This window comes from Streptomyces sp. NPDC088350 (genome assembly GCF_044753545.1).
In the GTDB taxonomy this organism is placed as follows: Bacteria; Actinomycetota; Actinomycetes; order Streptomycetales; family Streptomycetaceae; genus Streptomyces.
Map to the genome: position 1 here is coordinate 165565 of NZ_JBIVNL010000005.1, position 14183 is coordinate 179747.

Annotated in this window: 12 protein-coding genes; 8 read left to right on the forward strand and 4 right to left on the reverse strand. The window is 72.4% G+C overall.

Annotation, left to right across the window (positions count from 1 at the left end):
- Positions 1–156: 156 nt before the first annotated feature.
- Positions 157–1224 carry an O-antigen ligase family protein gene (locus ACIQBL_RS18620; RefSeq protein WP_401944025.1) on the forward strand — a complete coding sequence of 356 codons (1068 nt, stop codon included), beginning with the start codon at positions 157–159 and terminating at the stop codon, positions 1222–1224.
- A gap of 18 nt (positions 1225–1242) precedes the next feature.
- On the opposite strand, the gene ACIQBL_RS18625 is transcribed toward ACIQBL_RS18620, so the two are convergent.
- A complete protein-coding gene (locus tag ACIQBL_RS18625) occupies positions 1243–1788 on the reverse strand; it encodes a hypothetical protein (protein WP_401942906.1) in 546 nt (181 codons plus the stop codon).
- A 106-nt stretch (positions 1789–1894) separates the two neighbouring features.
- Positions 1895–2680 (reverse strand): glutamate racemase, encoded by a 786-nt coding sequence (locus ACIQBL_RS18630; protein ID WP_401942907.1) that lies wholly within the window; start codon positions 2678–2680, stop codon positions 1895–1897.
- A 69-nt stretch (positions 2681–2749) separates the two neighbouring features.
- Between ACIQBL_RS18630 and ACIQBL_RS18635 the strand changes: the two genes are divergently transcribed.
- Positions 2750–3916 carry a glycosyltransferase gene (locus ACIQBL_RS18635; RefSeq protein ID WP_401944026.1) on the forward strand — a complete coding sequence of 389 codons (1167 nt, stop codon included), beginning with the start codon at positions 2750–2752 and terminating at the stop codon, positions 3914–3916.
- Between the two features lie 4 nt (positions 3917–3920).
- Here the strand turns inward: ACIQBL_RS18635 and ACIQBL_RS18640 are convergent, their stop codons facing one another.
- Positions 3921–5225, reverse strand: coding sequence for a TerD family protein (locus tag ACIQBL_RS18640; protein ID WP_401944028.1), 1305 nt, complete (start codon positions 5223–5225; stop codon positions 3921–3923).
- A 298-nt stretch (positions 5226–5523) separates the two neighbouring features.
- Here ACIQBL_RS18640 and ACIQBL_RS18645 point away from each other — a divergent pair, with 298 nt between their 5' ends.
- The 4 genes from ACIQBL_RS18645 to ACIQBL_RS18660 all read left to right on the forward strand — a co-directional run bounded on the left by ACIQBL_RS18645 (position 5524) and on the right by ACIQBL_RS18660 (position 10155).
- Positions 5524–5958: a DUF6643 family protein gene (locus ACIQBL_RS18645; RefSeq protein ID WP_401942909.1), complete on the forward strand. Its 435-nt coding sequence runs from the start codon at positions 5524–5526 to the stop codon at positions 5956–5958.
- Positions 5959–6000: 42 nt separating this feature from the next.
- The gene (locus ACIQBL_RS18650) at positions 6001–6825 is read left to right on the forward strand and encodes an MOSC domain-containing protein (RefSeq protein WP_401942912.1); all 825 of its coding nucleotides are present in this window, start codon (positions 6001–6003) and stop codon (positions 6823–6825) included.
- 179 nt (positions 6826–7004) lie between these two features.
- On the forward strand, positions 7005–7610 hold the full coding sequence (locus ACIQBL_RS18655) for a hypothetical protein (protein ID WP_401942915.1): 606 nt from the start codon (positions 7005–7007) through the stop codon (positions 7608–7610).
- A gap of 106 nt (positions 7611–7716) precedes the next feature.
- A complete protein-coding gene (locus ACIQBL_RS18660) occupies positions 7717–10155 on the forward strand; it encodes a right-handed parallel beta-helix repeat-containing protein (protein WP_401942918.1) in 2439 nt (812 codons plus the stop codon).
- Here ACIQBL_RS18660 and ACIQBL_RS18665 read toward each other — a convergent pair.
- A complete protein-coding gene (locus ACIQBL_RS18665) occupies positions 10125–12464 on the reverse strand; it encodes a hypothetical protein (RefSeq protein ID WP_401942920.1) in 2340 nt (779 codons plus the stop codon). The two genes, ACIQBL_RS18660 and ACIQBL_RS18665, sit on opposite strands and share 31 nt — an antisense overlap.
- 290 nt (positions 12465–12754) lie before the next feature.
- Between ACIQBL_RS18665 and ACIQBL_RS18670 the strand changes: the two genes are divergently transcribed.
- Together ACIQBL_RS18670 and ACIQBL_RS18675 are read left to right on the forward strand one after the other, a co-directional pair.
- Positions 12755–13582 (forward strand): DeoR/GlpR family DNA-binding transcription regulator, encoded by an 828-nt coding sequence (locus ACIQBL_RS18670; protein ID WP_401942921.1) that lies wholly within the window; start codon positions 12755–12757, stop codon positions 13580–13582.
- A 65-nt stretch (positions 13583–13647) separates the two neighbouring features.
- Positions 13648–14118 (forward strand): SRPBCC family protein, encoded by a 471-nt coding sequence (locus ACIQBL_RS18675; protein ID WP_401942924.1) that lies wholly within the window; start codon positions 13648–13650, stop codon positions 14116–14118.
- Positions 14119–14183: the final 65 nt, after the last annotated feature.

Sequence of the window (14183 nt, forward strand, 5' to 3'; positions counted from 1 at the left end):
CCGCATCGTTCCTGCGCAACTCGTCCACAAATCGGTCATCAGCCGTTACGGTGTGCCGGAGCCCCTGTCGTGCGGTCGGTCCAGGCCAGGACGGCCGGGGCCGTCACTGGTCGGGGGCGGCCGGGTTCGGGGGGCGGCGGGGTGGGTTCCACGGGGATGGCGTCGGCGACCGGTCCGGATGCCGACAGTGAAAGACGAAACGTTTCGGATGCGGCGGGTGTCGCCGTGCTCGGGGCGTGTGCCGCGTGGTCGCTGATCACCGCCGCCATGCACGACGGCCGGCCCGAGGGGGTGCTGCTCGCGGTCCTCGCGGTCTCCGCCGGTTACGCGTCGGGGCGGATCTCCGGGGCGCTGGTGCCGGTCGCCGCGCCCTGCGTCGGTGCGCTCGCCGGGCTCGGTACGGCGCTGGCCGAACCGCATCTCGCCCCGGGCCCCCAGTTCGCCGTCCCGCTCGGCGATGCCGGCGCGACCGCGGCCCTGCTGACCCTGGCCGTCGGTTCCGCGTGCTGCTCCGCGTGGGCCGCCTCGGCCCCGGTTCTACGGCTCGCGCTGCGGCTGCTGGCCGCCGGGATCACGGTCACCGCGGCGGTCCTGGGCTCGATCACGGGATTCGTCACCTGTACGGCCGTACTACTGTCCTCGCTCGCCGCCGGCCAGGTGCGGCACCGAGGTCTCGGTGTCGCGGGTCTGGGCCTGGCCACGGCGCTGGTGACCGGGGCGACCTGGGCCATCGCCGGGAACGTGCTCCCGGAGGGGCTGACCGCGTCCCTGGAGGGCCGGCTGACCGCGCACCGGGTCCAGCTGTGGCAGGACGCCCTGCACATGGCGCATCAGGATTCCGCCCTGGGCGTGGGCCCTGGCCGCTTCGGGGAGCTGAGCAGCGCGGCGGCCGACGCCCTGCTGCCGGACGGCAAGCCGCACTCCGCGCCGCTTCAGATGGCGGCCGAGCAGGGAGTCGTCGGCGTGCTCCTGCTGGCGGCGGCCTTCTGCTGGGTGCTCCACGCCCTGTGGCGTACTCCGCGCTCCACCCCGATCGCGCTGTCGGCGGGCGCCGCGCTGACGGGTCTGGCGCTGATCGCCTCGGTCGGGAACGCGCTGAGCTTCACCTCGGTGTCCGTCGGCGCCGGTTTCCTGGCCGGACTGGCCACGGCCCGTCCGCTCGCCGACGACTCCTCGCGCACCGCGTCGGACGCACGCACGCGTGGCGACCGCCTGGCCCCGTGAGGAGCGACGGAAGGGGCGTCAGCGCACCGCGCCGGACGTGGGCGGCGCCAGCCGGTCCGTGATGATCCGTACGGCCGCCTCCGCGTTGTCCACGGTGATCGTGAACGTGTGTCCGTCCCACAACCGCAGCACGATGCCCTCGCCACGCCGTACGACGACGGCGGTGCCCTTCTCGGGCCGCCAGCGGTAGCCCCAGCCGCCCCACTGACGCGGGGTGACGTGCGGGGCGAACTCGGCGCCCGCGACGCTCGCGAGGGGAATGCGGCGGCGCGGCACACCGATGTGACCGCAGCGCACTTCGAGGGACTCCGTGTCGACCTTCAGGGCGACGTGCACGAACGCGAGCGTGCCGAACAGCATGAGCAGTCCGGCCGCGATGCAGCCGACGACGGACATGGCGAGCGGGGCGACGCCGGACGTCCAGGCGGAGTCCACGGCCAGCTCGATGCCCAGCGCCATGCAGGCGGCACCGCCGAGCGCCAGCAGCCACTGGAACCGGTTCGTCGCGCGGCCGGTCCAGATCTCGGTCTGCGGGATGGTTTCGTCGCGGGGGTGGTCCCTCATGCCTACGAGACTACTCAGGTTTCGCTGCGCGGGTACCGCGTTGCGGAGGGTGACCGTTGTGCGCGACGGCACGGCGGACGCGCGGGGTCCACTTCGTCGCCGGTGGTCAGTGGGCCGGGGCGACGGCCCGCATCAGCCTGCCCTCGGCGTAGGTCGACGCGGCGGCGGGCAGCGCGCCCTCACGACCGTTCAGGAGCACCGTCAGGGTGCCGTCCGCCAGCGCCTCGGGTGCGGGTTTCTCACCGATCCGGCGCAGCGCCTGGGCGGCCACCGCGTCGGCGGAGCCGTGCAGGACGAGCGGCGGCCGGTCGGGGCGCTGTACGGCGGCACGGATGCGTTCGGCGACCAACTCGTAATGGGTGCAGCCCAGGACGACGGTCGTTACATCGTCGGGGGTGAACTCGGCGGCTGCGGCGACGGCGGCGTCGATGGCCGCCTCGTCCCCGTACTCCACGGCCTCGGCCAGTCCCCAGCACGGGACCTCGGTCACCGGCACACCGTCGGCGAAGTCCTCGATGAGGCCGCGCTGGTAGGGGCTGCCGGTGGTGGCGGGCGTCGCCCAGATCGCGAAGGGCGTGCCTCCGGCGGCGGCCGGCTTGATCGCCGGGACCGTGCCGATGACCGGGATGCCGGGCTCCAGACGGTCGCGCAGGGCCGTGAGGGCGTGCACGGTCACGGTGTTGCACCCGATGATCAGGGCGTCGGGCCGGTACGCGGCGGCGGCCTCGGCGACGGCCAGCGCGCGCTGGGTGACGTCTTCGGGTGTCCGCGGCCCATAGGGCATGCCCTCGGGGTCCAGGGAGAGCACGAGATCCGCGTCGGGGCGCACCCGCCGTACCGCTGCGGTGGCTGCCAGCAGACCGATTCCGGAGTCCATGAGCGCGATCTTCACCCGGCCACGATAGACGATGGCCTCTGTGGATCCGGTCCCTTGGGGCAGACTGCCGCCGTGAGCGCCATCGTGTGGACCGCCGCCGTATCACTCGCCGCCTGGCTGTGGCTCCTGCTCTGCCAGGGCTTCTTCTGGCGCACGGACATCAGGCTGCCGGCCCGCACCGACCCGGACGACTGGCCGCCGGTCTGCGTGGTCGTCCCCGCCCGCGACGAGGCCGCCGTGCTCCCCGAGAGCCTGCCGTCGCTCCTCTCCCAGGACTATCCCGGGCGGGCGGAGATCTTCCTTGTCGACGACGGCAGTTCGGACGGCACCGGTGAACTGGCCCGCGAGCTGGCGCGGAAGCACGGCGGGCTGCCGCTGACCGTGGACTCCCCCGGCGAACCGCCCGCCGGGTGGACGGGCAAGCTGTGGGCCGTACGACACGGCATCGGTCTGGCACGCGCGCGTGGGCCCGAATATCTCCTCCTGACGGACGCGGACATCGCGCATGCTCCGGACAGCCTGCGGGAGTTGGTGGCTGCGGCCCGCACCGGCGGCTTCGACGCCGTGTCGCTGATGGCCCGGCTGCGCGTGGAGAGCCTGTGGGAGCGGCTGGTGGTGCCGGCGTTCGTCTATTTCTTCGCGCAGCTGTATCCGTTCCGCCGGATCGGCCGGAAGGGTGCCCGGACGGCAGCGGCGGCGGGCGGCTGCGTCCTGCTGCGTGCGGAGACGGCCGCGCGGGCGCGGATCCCGGACGTCATCCGGCACGCGGTGATCGACGACGTGGCACTCGCACGTGCGGTCAAGGGCGGCGGGGGGCACATCTGGCTGGGGCTCGCAGAGCGGGTGGACAGCGTGCGCCCGTATCCGCGGCTGCACGACCTGTGGCGGATGGTCTCGCGCAGCGCGTACGCGCAACTGCGGCACAACCCCCTGCTGCTCCTGGGCACCGTCCTCGGCCTGGCGCTGGTGTACCTCGTGCCACCGGTGGCCCTGTTCGTGGGTCTGGCCGCGGGGAGTACGTCGGCGACGGTCCTCGGCGGCCTCGCGTGGCTGGTGATGACGGGGACGTACGTCCCGATGCTCCGCTACTACGGGCAGCCGCTGTGGCTCGCTCCTCTGTTGCCGTTCACCGCGTTTCTGTACCTCCTGATGACCGTCGATTCCGCGGTGCAGCACTACAGGGGACGCGGTGCGGCCTGGAAGGGCCGCACCTACGCGCGTCCGGACGCCGTCGTCGGCGACGAGAGCTGAGCGCTCACTTGCGACCCGGGGTCCAGTTCATGCCCCACCCGTAGACGCGGTCGACGGTCCGCTGCGGGCTCACCCCGCGGTCGGGGACGAGGTAGCGGGCCTCGCGCTGGACGACGAGGTCTCCCCCGGTGTTGGTGATCAGGGCGAGCGCGCACACCGTGGAGGGGACCGTGCACTCGTCGAGCGAGAAGTCGATCGCGGCGCCGTGCTGCGGCTGGAGAGTGACCGTGGCGTGCAGGTCGGCGAAGGAGCGGGCGCCTTCGTAGATGGTCACGAAGACGAGGATGCGCCGGAAGTCCTTGATGTGGTCGAGGTTGACGGTGAGGTTCTCGCCGCTCGCCGACGCGCCGGTGCGGTCGTCGCCGTCGAGATGGATGTACGGGGGCCGCTGCACGGAGCCGTAGGCGTTGCCGAGGGCCTGGACGACGCCCTTGCGGCCGTCGGCGAGTTCGTACAGGGCGCACAGGTCGAGGTCGAGGTCCGCGTGCATCGCGACCGCCCGGCCGCGTTTGCTGCCCCAGCCGGAGAACTGCTTGCGCACCTCCCAGTTGAGGTTCACGCGCAGGGCGCCCGAGGTGCCGCCCTGCTTGGTCAGCGAGACCGAGGGGGCCGCCTTGGTGAGCGTGACCTTGGTCAGCCGGACGGGGGTGGCGGGAGGGGGCGACGGCGGGGCCGCGGGAGGGGCCGGGGGCATGGGCGGGGGCAGGTTCACGGGCATCCCGGAGGGAGGCGGCAGGTTCACCGGCGGCCCTGGAGGCGGCGGCAGGGTGGCCGCCGGTGCCGTCTGCTGCGGCTCGTCGACGGTGATGCCGAAGTCGGTCGCCAGGCCTTCGAGTCCGCTGTCGTAGCCCTGGCCGACGGCCCGGAACTTCCAGGCGCCCTGGCGGCGGTAGAACTCGCCCAGCACGAAGGCGGTCTCAACGGTGGCACCGGTGCTGTCGAAGCGGGCGACCGCGGTGTTCTGTACGGCGTCACGGACCTCGATGTACAGATCAGGAACCCGGCCAAACGTTCCTCCGTCGGCGGAGGCGGCGAGGACGATGCGCTCGACGGCGGCCTCCACGCGCGCGAGGTCGACGAGCAGGGTGTCGGTCACCCACCCGCCGGTGTTGCCCTTGCCCTCGTGTCGGACCGCTCCGGAGGAGTGCGCCGGCTGGTTGTAAAAGACGAAGTCGCCGTCGGAGCGGACCTTTCCGTCCACCAGCAGCAGGGCCGAGGCGTCCGCGTCGGGGACGCCGGGTCCGGGCCGCCAGCCCAACTCGACGCGCAGTGCCGTCGTCGGCACCGGAACATTCGATCCCTTGGGCATCGACATGTCTGCCCCCCCTCACGTGTCACCGTGCCAGGACACGCCCCGGCAGCCCATCGGGTGTCTACCCGGACAACCTATTCCCCGGGGCCGCCAACGCCCATCAGGGGCGCGACAAGACCGGTCGCCAACCGCTGGTAACCCGCCGGGAACTCGGCCTTTACACGATCAGAACACCGATCGATGCCCTTTTTTGACAAGTTCGCTCGCATTGGGGATCCCATGCCGCTGCCGACACGGAAAACAACCCTCTAATCGGTCTCCCCAACCACCACATCGTGGGCTTAACTTATGTGCCATGACCTCCCCCCGCTCCACTTATGGCGGCGGCTATTACTCCGCCTCCTTCCCGGACACTCCGATCTACGACTCCCTCGTGGCCGAGCGGGGGACCCCGCAGATCGCTCCGATCCGGGTCCCCGCCGCCTACGACATGCCGGGGAGCAACCTGCCGGCGCTCCCGTCGGCACTGCCCGCCCTCCCGGCGGGTCCGTCGCAGGCTTCCTACGGCGGCTATCCGCAGGCTCAGCAGCCCGCCCCGCTGCAGCAGGCGCCCGCCGCGTACATCCCGCAGCAGGCCCCGCCGCGCGGCTACCCGGGCCAGCAGCAACAGCAGCCGCGCCCGATGGCGGCTCCGGCCGGTTACGAGGCGATGCGTCCGGCGGCTCCCCGCCCGGCCCCGGCTCCGTACCAGCAGGACCCGTACAACAACCAGCAGTACCGCGGTTACTGATCCTCACCCTGCGTTGTCGGTGCCGCCTGGCACGATGGAGCGATGGGGAATGCGGAGCTGCGGTCGATCCACGTTCATCCGGTCAAGGCACTCCGGGGCTTCTCGCCCCGGGAGGCTCTCGTGGAGCCTTGGGGGCTGGCCGGTGACCGACGCTGGGCGCTGATCGACGGCGGGGGAAAGGTCGTCACGCAACGCGAGCACCCGCGTCTGGCACTGGCCGCCGCCGAGCTTCTGCCCGGCGGCGGCGTTCGTCTGTCGGCGCCCGGCCGTGACCCGCTGACCGTGCCCGTTCCGGAGCCGGCCGCCACTGTGGCGATGGAGATCTTCGGTACCAAGGTGGACGCGGTGCCCGCGCGGGACACCGCGCATACGTGGTGCAGTGACTATCTGGGCCTCGGCGTCCGTCTTGTCCACATGGACGATCCCGCCACGCGCCGGCCCGTCGACCCGGACTTCGCGCTTCCCGGGGAGACGGTCGGTTTCGCCGACGGCTATCCACTGCTGCTGACCTCCGAGGCTTCCCTCGAAGCCCTCAACTCCCTTATCAGTCAAGGGGATTACCCGGCCGAGGGGCCGTTGCCCATGAACCGGTTCCGGCCCAACGTGGTCGTGGCGGGCACCGCCGCCTGGGCCGAGGACGACTGGTCGGGCGTCGCGATCGGCGAGGTCGTCTTCCGCGTCGCGAAGATGTGCGGGCGCTGCGTCGTGACCACCACCGACCAGGACACCGCCGAGCGCGGCAAGGAGCCCCTGCGCACCCTGGCAGGACATCGGCGCATCGGCGGCAAGCTCGTCTTCAGGCAGAACCTGGTGCCCCGGTCCACCGGCACGATCCGCGTCGGTGATCCGGTCCGGATTCTCGCGTAGGCGGAGTCGCGCCGATGGGGGTGCGAGCCGGGAACCCTCCCCCTGGGCCCGGTCGTTGAGATCCCGTGAGAAGTTCATGAGAGACCCGGTGAGAGGTGATTTCGCTCTCTCTTCGACGGCGCTCTCGCGTGAACGGCTGCGCCTGGGGTTATCACGGAGCGGGAAGGGGGTGCGGGACGGTGGGAGCAATCAGGGGTCTGTGGCGCTGGCGGCGCAATCCACTGCGTCGCGCGACCGATCTGGTCGAGGCGTGGCTGGCCCTCGCGGTCCTGCTGCTGGTCCTGGTCGCCGCACCCGTGCTCGGCGCGCTCGTCGGCAGCGTCGCGCAGGACGCCCTGCAGCGGTCGGTGCGGGAGCAGCGCGCGGACCGGCACATCGTGACGGCGACGGTGGTCAAGAAGCTGAAGGGGGCCGAGTTCGAGCCCGACCCCGACTCGTCCACCGCGCAGGAGGTCCGCAGCCGGGTCCTCGCCGACTGGACCGCCCCGGACGGCACCGCGCGGCACGGCGCGGTGATGGCGAGCCTCAACACCCCGCACAAGGGCGACCACTTCACGCTCTGGACGGACCAGCACGGGCTCATAGTGGCCCGCCCGCTGGACTCGGCCACGGCGACCACGCACGCCGTGCTCGCCGGGTTCGGTGCGGCGCTGCTGACCGCCGGGCTCGTCGACAGCGGCCGACGGTTCGTGCTGTGGCGCATGGTCCGCCGCAGGTACGCCCGTTGGGACCGGGCATGGGAGCGGGCGGGCCCGGACTGGGGCCGGACCGGCACCGGCAGCTGACAGCCTTCCGGCTCTGGTCAACCCACCGCCCGCACGCACGCTACGGTGGACCGGCGAAGGCTTCGGCATCAACCCGCGTACCACGAGGTGGGGGCACAGCAGCGCCATGGCACAGGGCACGGTCCAGGTGACGCACACCGGTACATCGCGGTGGCGGCGCCGCACAGGTGAGTACGCGTCGCTCGCCGCCGCCCTGGAGGCCGCGGCCGAGGGCGACGTCCTCACCGTCGCTCCCGGCACCTACCGCGAGAACCTCGTCGTGAGCCGGTCGGTGACCCTGCGCGGCCCCGAGGGTTCGCCCGGCTCGGTGCGCATCGCGCCCCTGGACGGAGTGCCGTTGACCGTCCGCGCGTCGGCGATCGTCCAGGACCTGCATGTCGAGGGCCAGGACTCGGCCGCGCCCGCCCTCCTTGTCGAGGACGGCGCGCCGGAGTTGACGGATCTGCGGATCGTCACGCGCTCCGCGTCCGGCATCGAGGTCCGCGGCGGTGCCCGCCCGACCGTGCGCCGCTGCACCGTCGACAACCCGGCCGGCATCGGGATCGCCGTACTCGACGGCGGTGGCGGGGTGTTCGAGGAGTGCGAGGTCGTCTCGGCCGGCCAGGCGGGCGTCGCGGTCCGCGGCGGTGGCCACCCGCGTCTGGAGCGCTGCCGCATCCACCACGCGTCGGGCGTCGGCCTGTCCGCGACGGGCGAGAACTCCGCGCTGGAGGCGGTGGGTTGTGAGGTCTACGAGACCCGGGGCAGCGGCGTCCAGATCACCGGCCGGGCCACCGCGCACCTCACCGACTGCGATGTGCACCGTACGACCGCGGACGGCGTGACCCTCGACACGGACGCGGTGCTGACGCTCGCCGACTGCCGCATCCACGACATCCCGGAGAACGCGGTCGACCTGCGCTCCCGTTCCGTCCTGACGCTGACCCGGACGACGGTGCGCCAGTTCGGGCGCAACGGACTGTCGGTGTGGGACCCGGGCACGCGCGTGGACGCCAACCAGTGCGAGATCTTCGACAGCACGGGCGACTATCCGGCGGTGTGGGTCAGCGACGGCGCGACCGTGGTCCTCGACTCCTGCCGGGTGCACGACGTACCGGACGCGCTGTTCGTCCTGGACCGCGGCTCGCGCGCGGACGTCGTCGACAGTGACATCTCCCAAGTGCGCAACACGGCCGTGTCGGTGAGCGACGGCGCGACCGCGCAGCTCGACGACTGCCGGATCAGGGACGCGGCCACGGGCGCGTGGTTCCGCGACCACGGCAGCGGCGGCACCCTCAACAACTGCACCGTGGACGCCACCCAGACCGGCGTGATCGTCACGAAGGGCGCCGACCCCACCATCGAGCGCTGCACGGTCGACTCCCCCGCCGAGGCCGGCTTCTACGTCTCCGCGGGCGGCCGGGGCACCTTCCAGGGCTGCCGCGTGACGGGCAGCGGCGGCTACGGCTTCCATGTCATCGACGGCTGTCGTACGACGCTCAAAAAGTGCCGTACGGAGCGGTGCGCGCGCGGCGGTTACGAGTTCGCGGACGCCGGGCCGGACGCGGGGCCCGGCACGGGACCGGTCGTGGAGGACTGCACCAGCGACGAGAGCGGCGGTGTCAGGCCGCCCACCGCGCTCGAGACGGCCGTGGCGACGGCGAGCCAGTCGACCAGTGTGCTGGGCGCGATCCCCGGCCAGCGCACCGCCGAACAGGAGCCCCTTGCCCCTGCGACGGAACCGGACAAGGAGTCCCGCGGCTCCAAGGCCGTCCTCGGTGAACTCGACGCACTGGTCGGCCTGGACAGCGTCAAGCGCGAGGTGCGGGCCCTCACCGACATGATCGAGGTGGGCCGCCGCCGCCAGCAGGCCGGCCTCAAGGCGGCTTCCGTCAAACGGCACTTGGTCTTCACCGGCTCCCCCGGCACCGGCAAGACGACGGTCGCCCGGCTCTACGGCGAGATCCTCGCCTCGCTCGGTGTCCTGGAGAAGGGGCATCTCGTCGAGGTGTCCCGGGTCGACCTGGTCGGCGAGCACATCGGCTCCACCGCGATCCGCACCCAGGAGGCCTTCGACAAGGCACGCGGCGGCGTCCTGTTCATCGACGAGGCGTACGCGCTGTCCCCGGAGGACTCGGGCCGCGACTTCGGTAAAGAGGCCATCGACACGCTGGTGAAGCTGATGGAGGACCACCGGGACGCGGTCGTGGTGATCGTCGCGGGCTACACGGCGGAGATGGAGCGGTTCCTTTCCGTCAACCCCGGTGTGGCGTCCCGTTTCTCACGGACCATCACCTTCAGCGACTACAACCCCGAGGAACTGCTGAGGATCGTCGAGCAGCAGGCCGAGGAGCACGAGTACCGGCTGGCGGAGGGCGCGTCCGAGGGGCTGACGAAGTACTTCACGGCGATCCCGAAGGGCACCGCGTTCGGCAACGGCCGTACCGCGCGCCAGACCTTCGAGGCGATGGTGGAGCGGCACGCGAGCCGGGTCGCCCAGGTCGAGGAGCCGAGCACGGACGACCTGACCCTGCTCTACGCGGAGGACCTGCCCGAGCTGCCCTGAGGCGGCACCTCGGGCCGCAGCCGGGCCAGCAGCCGTTCGCGTTCCTCGGCGAACGCCGGGTCGGCCTGGTAGTCGGAGTGGCCGAGGATCGGCGCCGGCAGCGGATGCCGTGCCGTACGCCCGTACTCCAGTGGGTCCTTGAGGGGTGTGTGGTCCACTTCGGGGCCGCAGTCGCCGGAGAGACGCACCGGGCCGCCGATCGGGTCGGTGAGCCGGTACAGGTTGCGCCAGCAGTCGACCTCATGGTGGAGGCGGCTGAGCGCGGCCGGTCCGAAGTGGGCCGGGAACCAGCGGCCGTAGAGGCGCTCCAGGGGTGAGCCGTAGGAGAGCAGGGCGACGCGTTTGCGTTGGGCGGGCTTGAGCTGCCAGGCCGCCGCTGCGGCGAGGACGCTGCCCTGGGAGTGGCCGGAGAGGACGAGACGGCCGCCGGTGGCGCGGGTCCAGGTGGCGATCCGCCAGGTCAGGTCGGGGACCGCGCGCTCGGCGTAGCAGGGCGGGGCGAAGGGGTGGGCGGCGCGCGGCCAGAAGGTGCCGACGTCCCACAGGATGCCGATGGTGCGCCGCGCGGAGGCGTCCTTGTAGGCGCGCCTGCCCCAGGTGACGAAGAGGATGAAGCCGAGCCCGATCAGCCAGGAGCCGAGTCCCTGCGAGGTCTGCGCGGCGCCGTGCACGAAGGCGTGCCCCTCCTCACCGGCCCGTTCCGGTGTCCTGTCGGTGGTGAAGGCGCCGACGAGTGCCGCGGCGCCCAGGAGCAGGGTCGCGGTGGAGGTGACGGCGACGAGGAGGGGGCCGCGGTCGGTGAGCGCGGCCATCGCGCGCGTGCTCGCGATACGGGCGGTGCGCGCCCGGTCCGTCCGCCGGCCCGGGTAGTCGTGGGCCACCGCGGCCAGTTCGGTACGGCGCAGCCGCCAGGTACGGTGGCCGAGTCCGGCGCACAGGACGAGGACGACGAGGAGCAGCGCCGGGATCACCGACGCCTGCCAGGTGAGCAGGACGGGCGGGCCCGCGATGGAGGTTCCGGTCCCGTCCAGCCAGTCGGAGACCCGCTGGGACACTCCGCCGGACATCACGCCGCCCAGGGCGCAGGCCAGCATGGCGACGGCCGGTCCGCCGAGGCCGCGCATCGCGGCGCGCGGGTCGGGATGGGTGCGGTGCAGCAGATGGGCGACCACGGCGAGGGCAACCACCAACAGGCCCTGGACCAGGGCGATCCCGCCGAAGGTGGCGTCGCCCGGCAGTCGCCCGGACGACTCCCAGCCCGGGCGCGACCAGCCGGTGTACAGCAGGGCGAGGGCGAGCAGCAGGAGTGCGCCGAGCGGCAGGCGTCGTACGAGACGGCGGTCGAGTGCCTGGTCGAGGCGGTTCTCACTGCGGCCCCGGCGGCACACCACGTAGACCACGACGAACGCGACGCCGGCGAGCGCGGTCTCCAGGAGTGCGCCGAGGGTGGCCAGGGCGTGGGATCCGTCGGGCCCGCGGTCGTAGTCCGCCGTCGACACGGTGAGGGCGGCGGCGACCGTCAGGAGGCCGGCCGCCGTGTGGGCGGCGCGGAGGCGGGCGACCAGGCGGCGGCCGTACCAGAAGCCGGGGCGGCCCAGGGAGCCGCGGTCGGGCTCGTCGTCGGGCTCGGGTCTGCGGGGCATCGGCTGCTGGGACTCGTACGCGCTCCAGGTGCGGCGGGAGAGGTACCAGAGGAGGACGGTGAGCGCGGTCGGCACCAGGGCGGCGAGCGCGAGGCGGCGGCCGGGGCGGCTCCACCAGCTGTCGTGCGACACGGTGGGCGACAGGAAGCCGAGCCACGAGTGACGGTCGGCGCACGCGCGCGTGCCTGCGCACTGCCAGGCGGCGAGGTCCAGGGCGACCTCACAGGCCGCCGCGACGAGCAGCACGGTCAGGGTCAGTCCCGCGAGCCGCACCAGGAGGCCGTAGAACCGCACTGTCCGTTTCCGGCCGCGTGCGGTGGGGCGCATCCAGTGGGCGAGGTTGACGACCATGAACGGCAGCAGCAACAGCCACAGGGCGCGCGTGCCGTTGCCGGAGGTCAGATTGCACCAGACGTACGCCTCGCGGATCGGTCCGGTGTGCTGGTCGGCGGGCCGGGACTCGGCGTCGACGTCGGCGGCGCGCCGGAAGACGGCGGCCGTGTCGTCGCCGGTGATCCGTACCGTGCGCGGATCGCCGAGCATCTCCTCGGGTGTGGCGCCGCCGACTCCGTGGACCAGGAGTTCCAGGGCGGGTTCGGTCTCTTCGGGCCGTACGGCAAGGCCGTTCGCCCCGCTCGTGACGGCATGTTCCTGTACACGTTCCACTGTTCGCACATCCCCCGTGACGCACCGTCCGGCTGTGTTCGTGTGCACACCAGGATCGCCCCTTCCGGCGCGTCGCACACGTCCTGTGACGGAATCTCCCCGGTCCGTGTGACACGCGGGGAACGGAGGGTGTCCGAATGACATGTGCGCGTCGGTACAGGCGGTGGCGCGGGGGTTGCGGGGGCGTGCGAGGATGGGTCCTCCCACGCGCCGCAGCCGGGAAGAACCTCCTGATCGGGGCAGGTGCGATGGACAGTCTGACGGGTCGCGGCGAAAGGACCGGAGCGTACGTGAGTGAGAATCAGAACCTCCTCGCGGAGCAGCGGCGCGCCCTGATCCTCGACGAGGTCCGGCGCCGGGGCGGCGTCCGCGTCAACGAACTGACCCGCAAGCTCGGCGTGTCGGACATGACCGTACGGCGCGATCTGGACGCGCTGGCCCGCCAGGGCGTCCTGGAGAAGGTGCACGGCGGAGCGGTACCGGTCGTCGAGGCGAGCACGCACGAGCCGGGCTTCGAGGCCAAGTCGGGCCTGGAGCTGACCGCCAAGGAGGACATCGCGCGGGCGGCGGCGGAACTGGTGGCGCCGGGCACGGCGATCGCGCTCTCGGGCGGTACGACCACGTACGCGCTCGCCCACCATCTCCTTGAGGTCCCCGACCTCACCGTGGTCACCAACTCGGTGCGGGTGGCGGACGTCTTCCACGCGGCGCAGCGCACGTCGGGGCAACGGCAGGGCGCGGCCACGGTCGTCCTGACCGGCGGGGTGCGCACCCCCTCCGACTCGCTGGTGGGTCCGGTGGCCGACCAGGCGATCGCGGCGCTCCACTTCGACCTGCTCTTCCTCGGTGTGCACGGCATATCGGTCGAGGCCGGGCTGTCGACACCCAACCTCGCGGAGGCCGAGACCAATCGCAGGCTGGTGCAGTCCGCGCGGCGGGTCGTGGTGGTCGCCGACCACACCAAGTGGGGGACGGTGGGCCTGAGTTCGTTCGCCACGCTGGATCAGGTCGACACGCTGGTGACGGACGCGGGGCTGCCTGCGGAGGCGCGCGAGGAGATCTCCGAGCATCTACGGGTCGTGGTGGCGGGTGACCCCCGGGACAGGGCAGACATCTGACGTCCCGTCAGCTAAGGTGACGCCCTCCCCGCCCCCAACCACCGTCGCGTAGCGGAGGTTTCACCATGGCTCACCGTCTGCGTCCGGTGGGAATCGACTTCGTCGAGACCGCGCCCGTACGTCTCGTTTTCACGCGGGAGGTCACCGCGTCGCCGGAGGCGGTGTTCCGCGCGCTTGCCGAGGACGTGGCCGGCTGGAGCGAGTGGTTCTCGGCGGTGACGTCGGCACGGCCCACCGGGGACGGGGCAGGGCGTGAGATCCGACTGCGGGGCGGGACGCGGTTCGAGGAGACGGTGCTGGTGGCCAAGTCGCCGGAGACGTACGCGTATCGCGTCGACGTGACGAACGCCCCGGGGATTCGGGCGTTGGTCGAGGAGTGGCGGTTGGCTCCTGCGGGGGGTGGGACCCGGGTGCAGTGGACGTTCGCCGCGGATGGCTCTGCCGTGTTTCGGGGGGTCGTGCGGTTGGCTCGGCCTGGGTTGGGGCGGGCGTTCAAGGGGGCGGTGACGGCGTTGGATCGGCGGCTGGGGCGATAGTGGCGCCGCTGTGTCTCGTCGGTCGGCTGCTACGCCGTTGGGGCTGGGCGCGCCCGCGCGGCGGA

Coding starts and splice junctions, on each gene's coding strand:
- ACIQBL_RS18620 (WP_401944025.1), top strand. CDS start 157: ATGGCGTCGGCGACCGGTCCGGATGCCGACAGTGAAAGACGAAACGTT.
- ACIQBL_RS18625 (WP_401942906.1), bottom strand. CDS start 1,788: ATGAGGGACCACCCCCGCGACGAAACCATCCCGCAGACCGAGATCTGG.
- ACIQBL_RS18640 (WP_401944028.1), bottom strand. CDS start 5,225: ATGCCCAAGGGATCGAATGTTCCGGTGCCGACGACGGCACTGCGCGTC.
- ACIQBL_RS18645 (WP_401942909.1), top strand. CDS start 5,524: ATGACCTCCCCCCGCTCCACTTATGGCGGCGGCTATTACTCCGCCTCC.
- ACIQBL_RS18650 (WP_401942912.1), top strand. CDS start 6,001: ATGGGGAATGCGGAGCTGCGGTCGATCCACGTTCATCCGGTCAAGGCA.
- ACIQBL_RS18660 (WP_401942918.1), top strand. CDS start 7,717: ATGGCACAGGGCACGGTCCAGGTGACGCACACCGGTACATCGCGGTGG.
- ACIQBL_RS18675 (WP_401942924.1), top strand. CDS start 13,648: ATGGCTCACCGTCTGCGTCCGGTGGGAATCGACTTCGTCGAGACCGCG.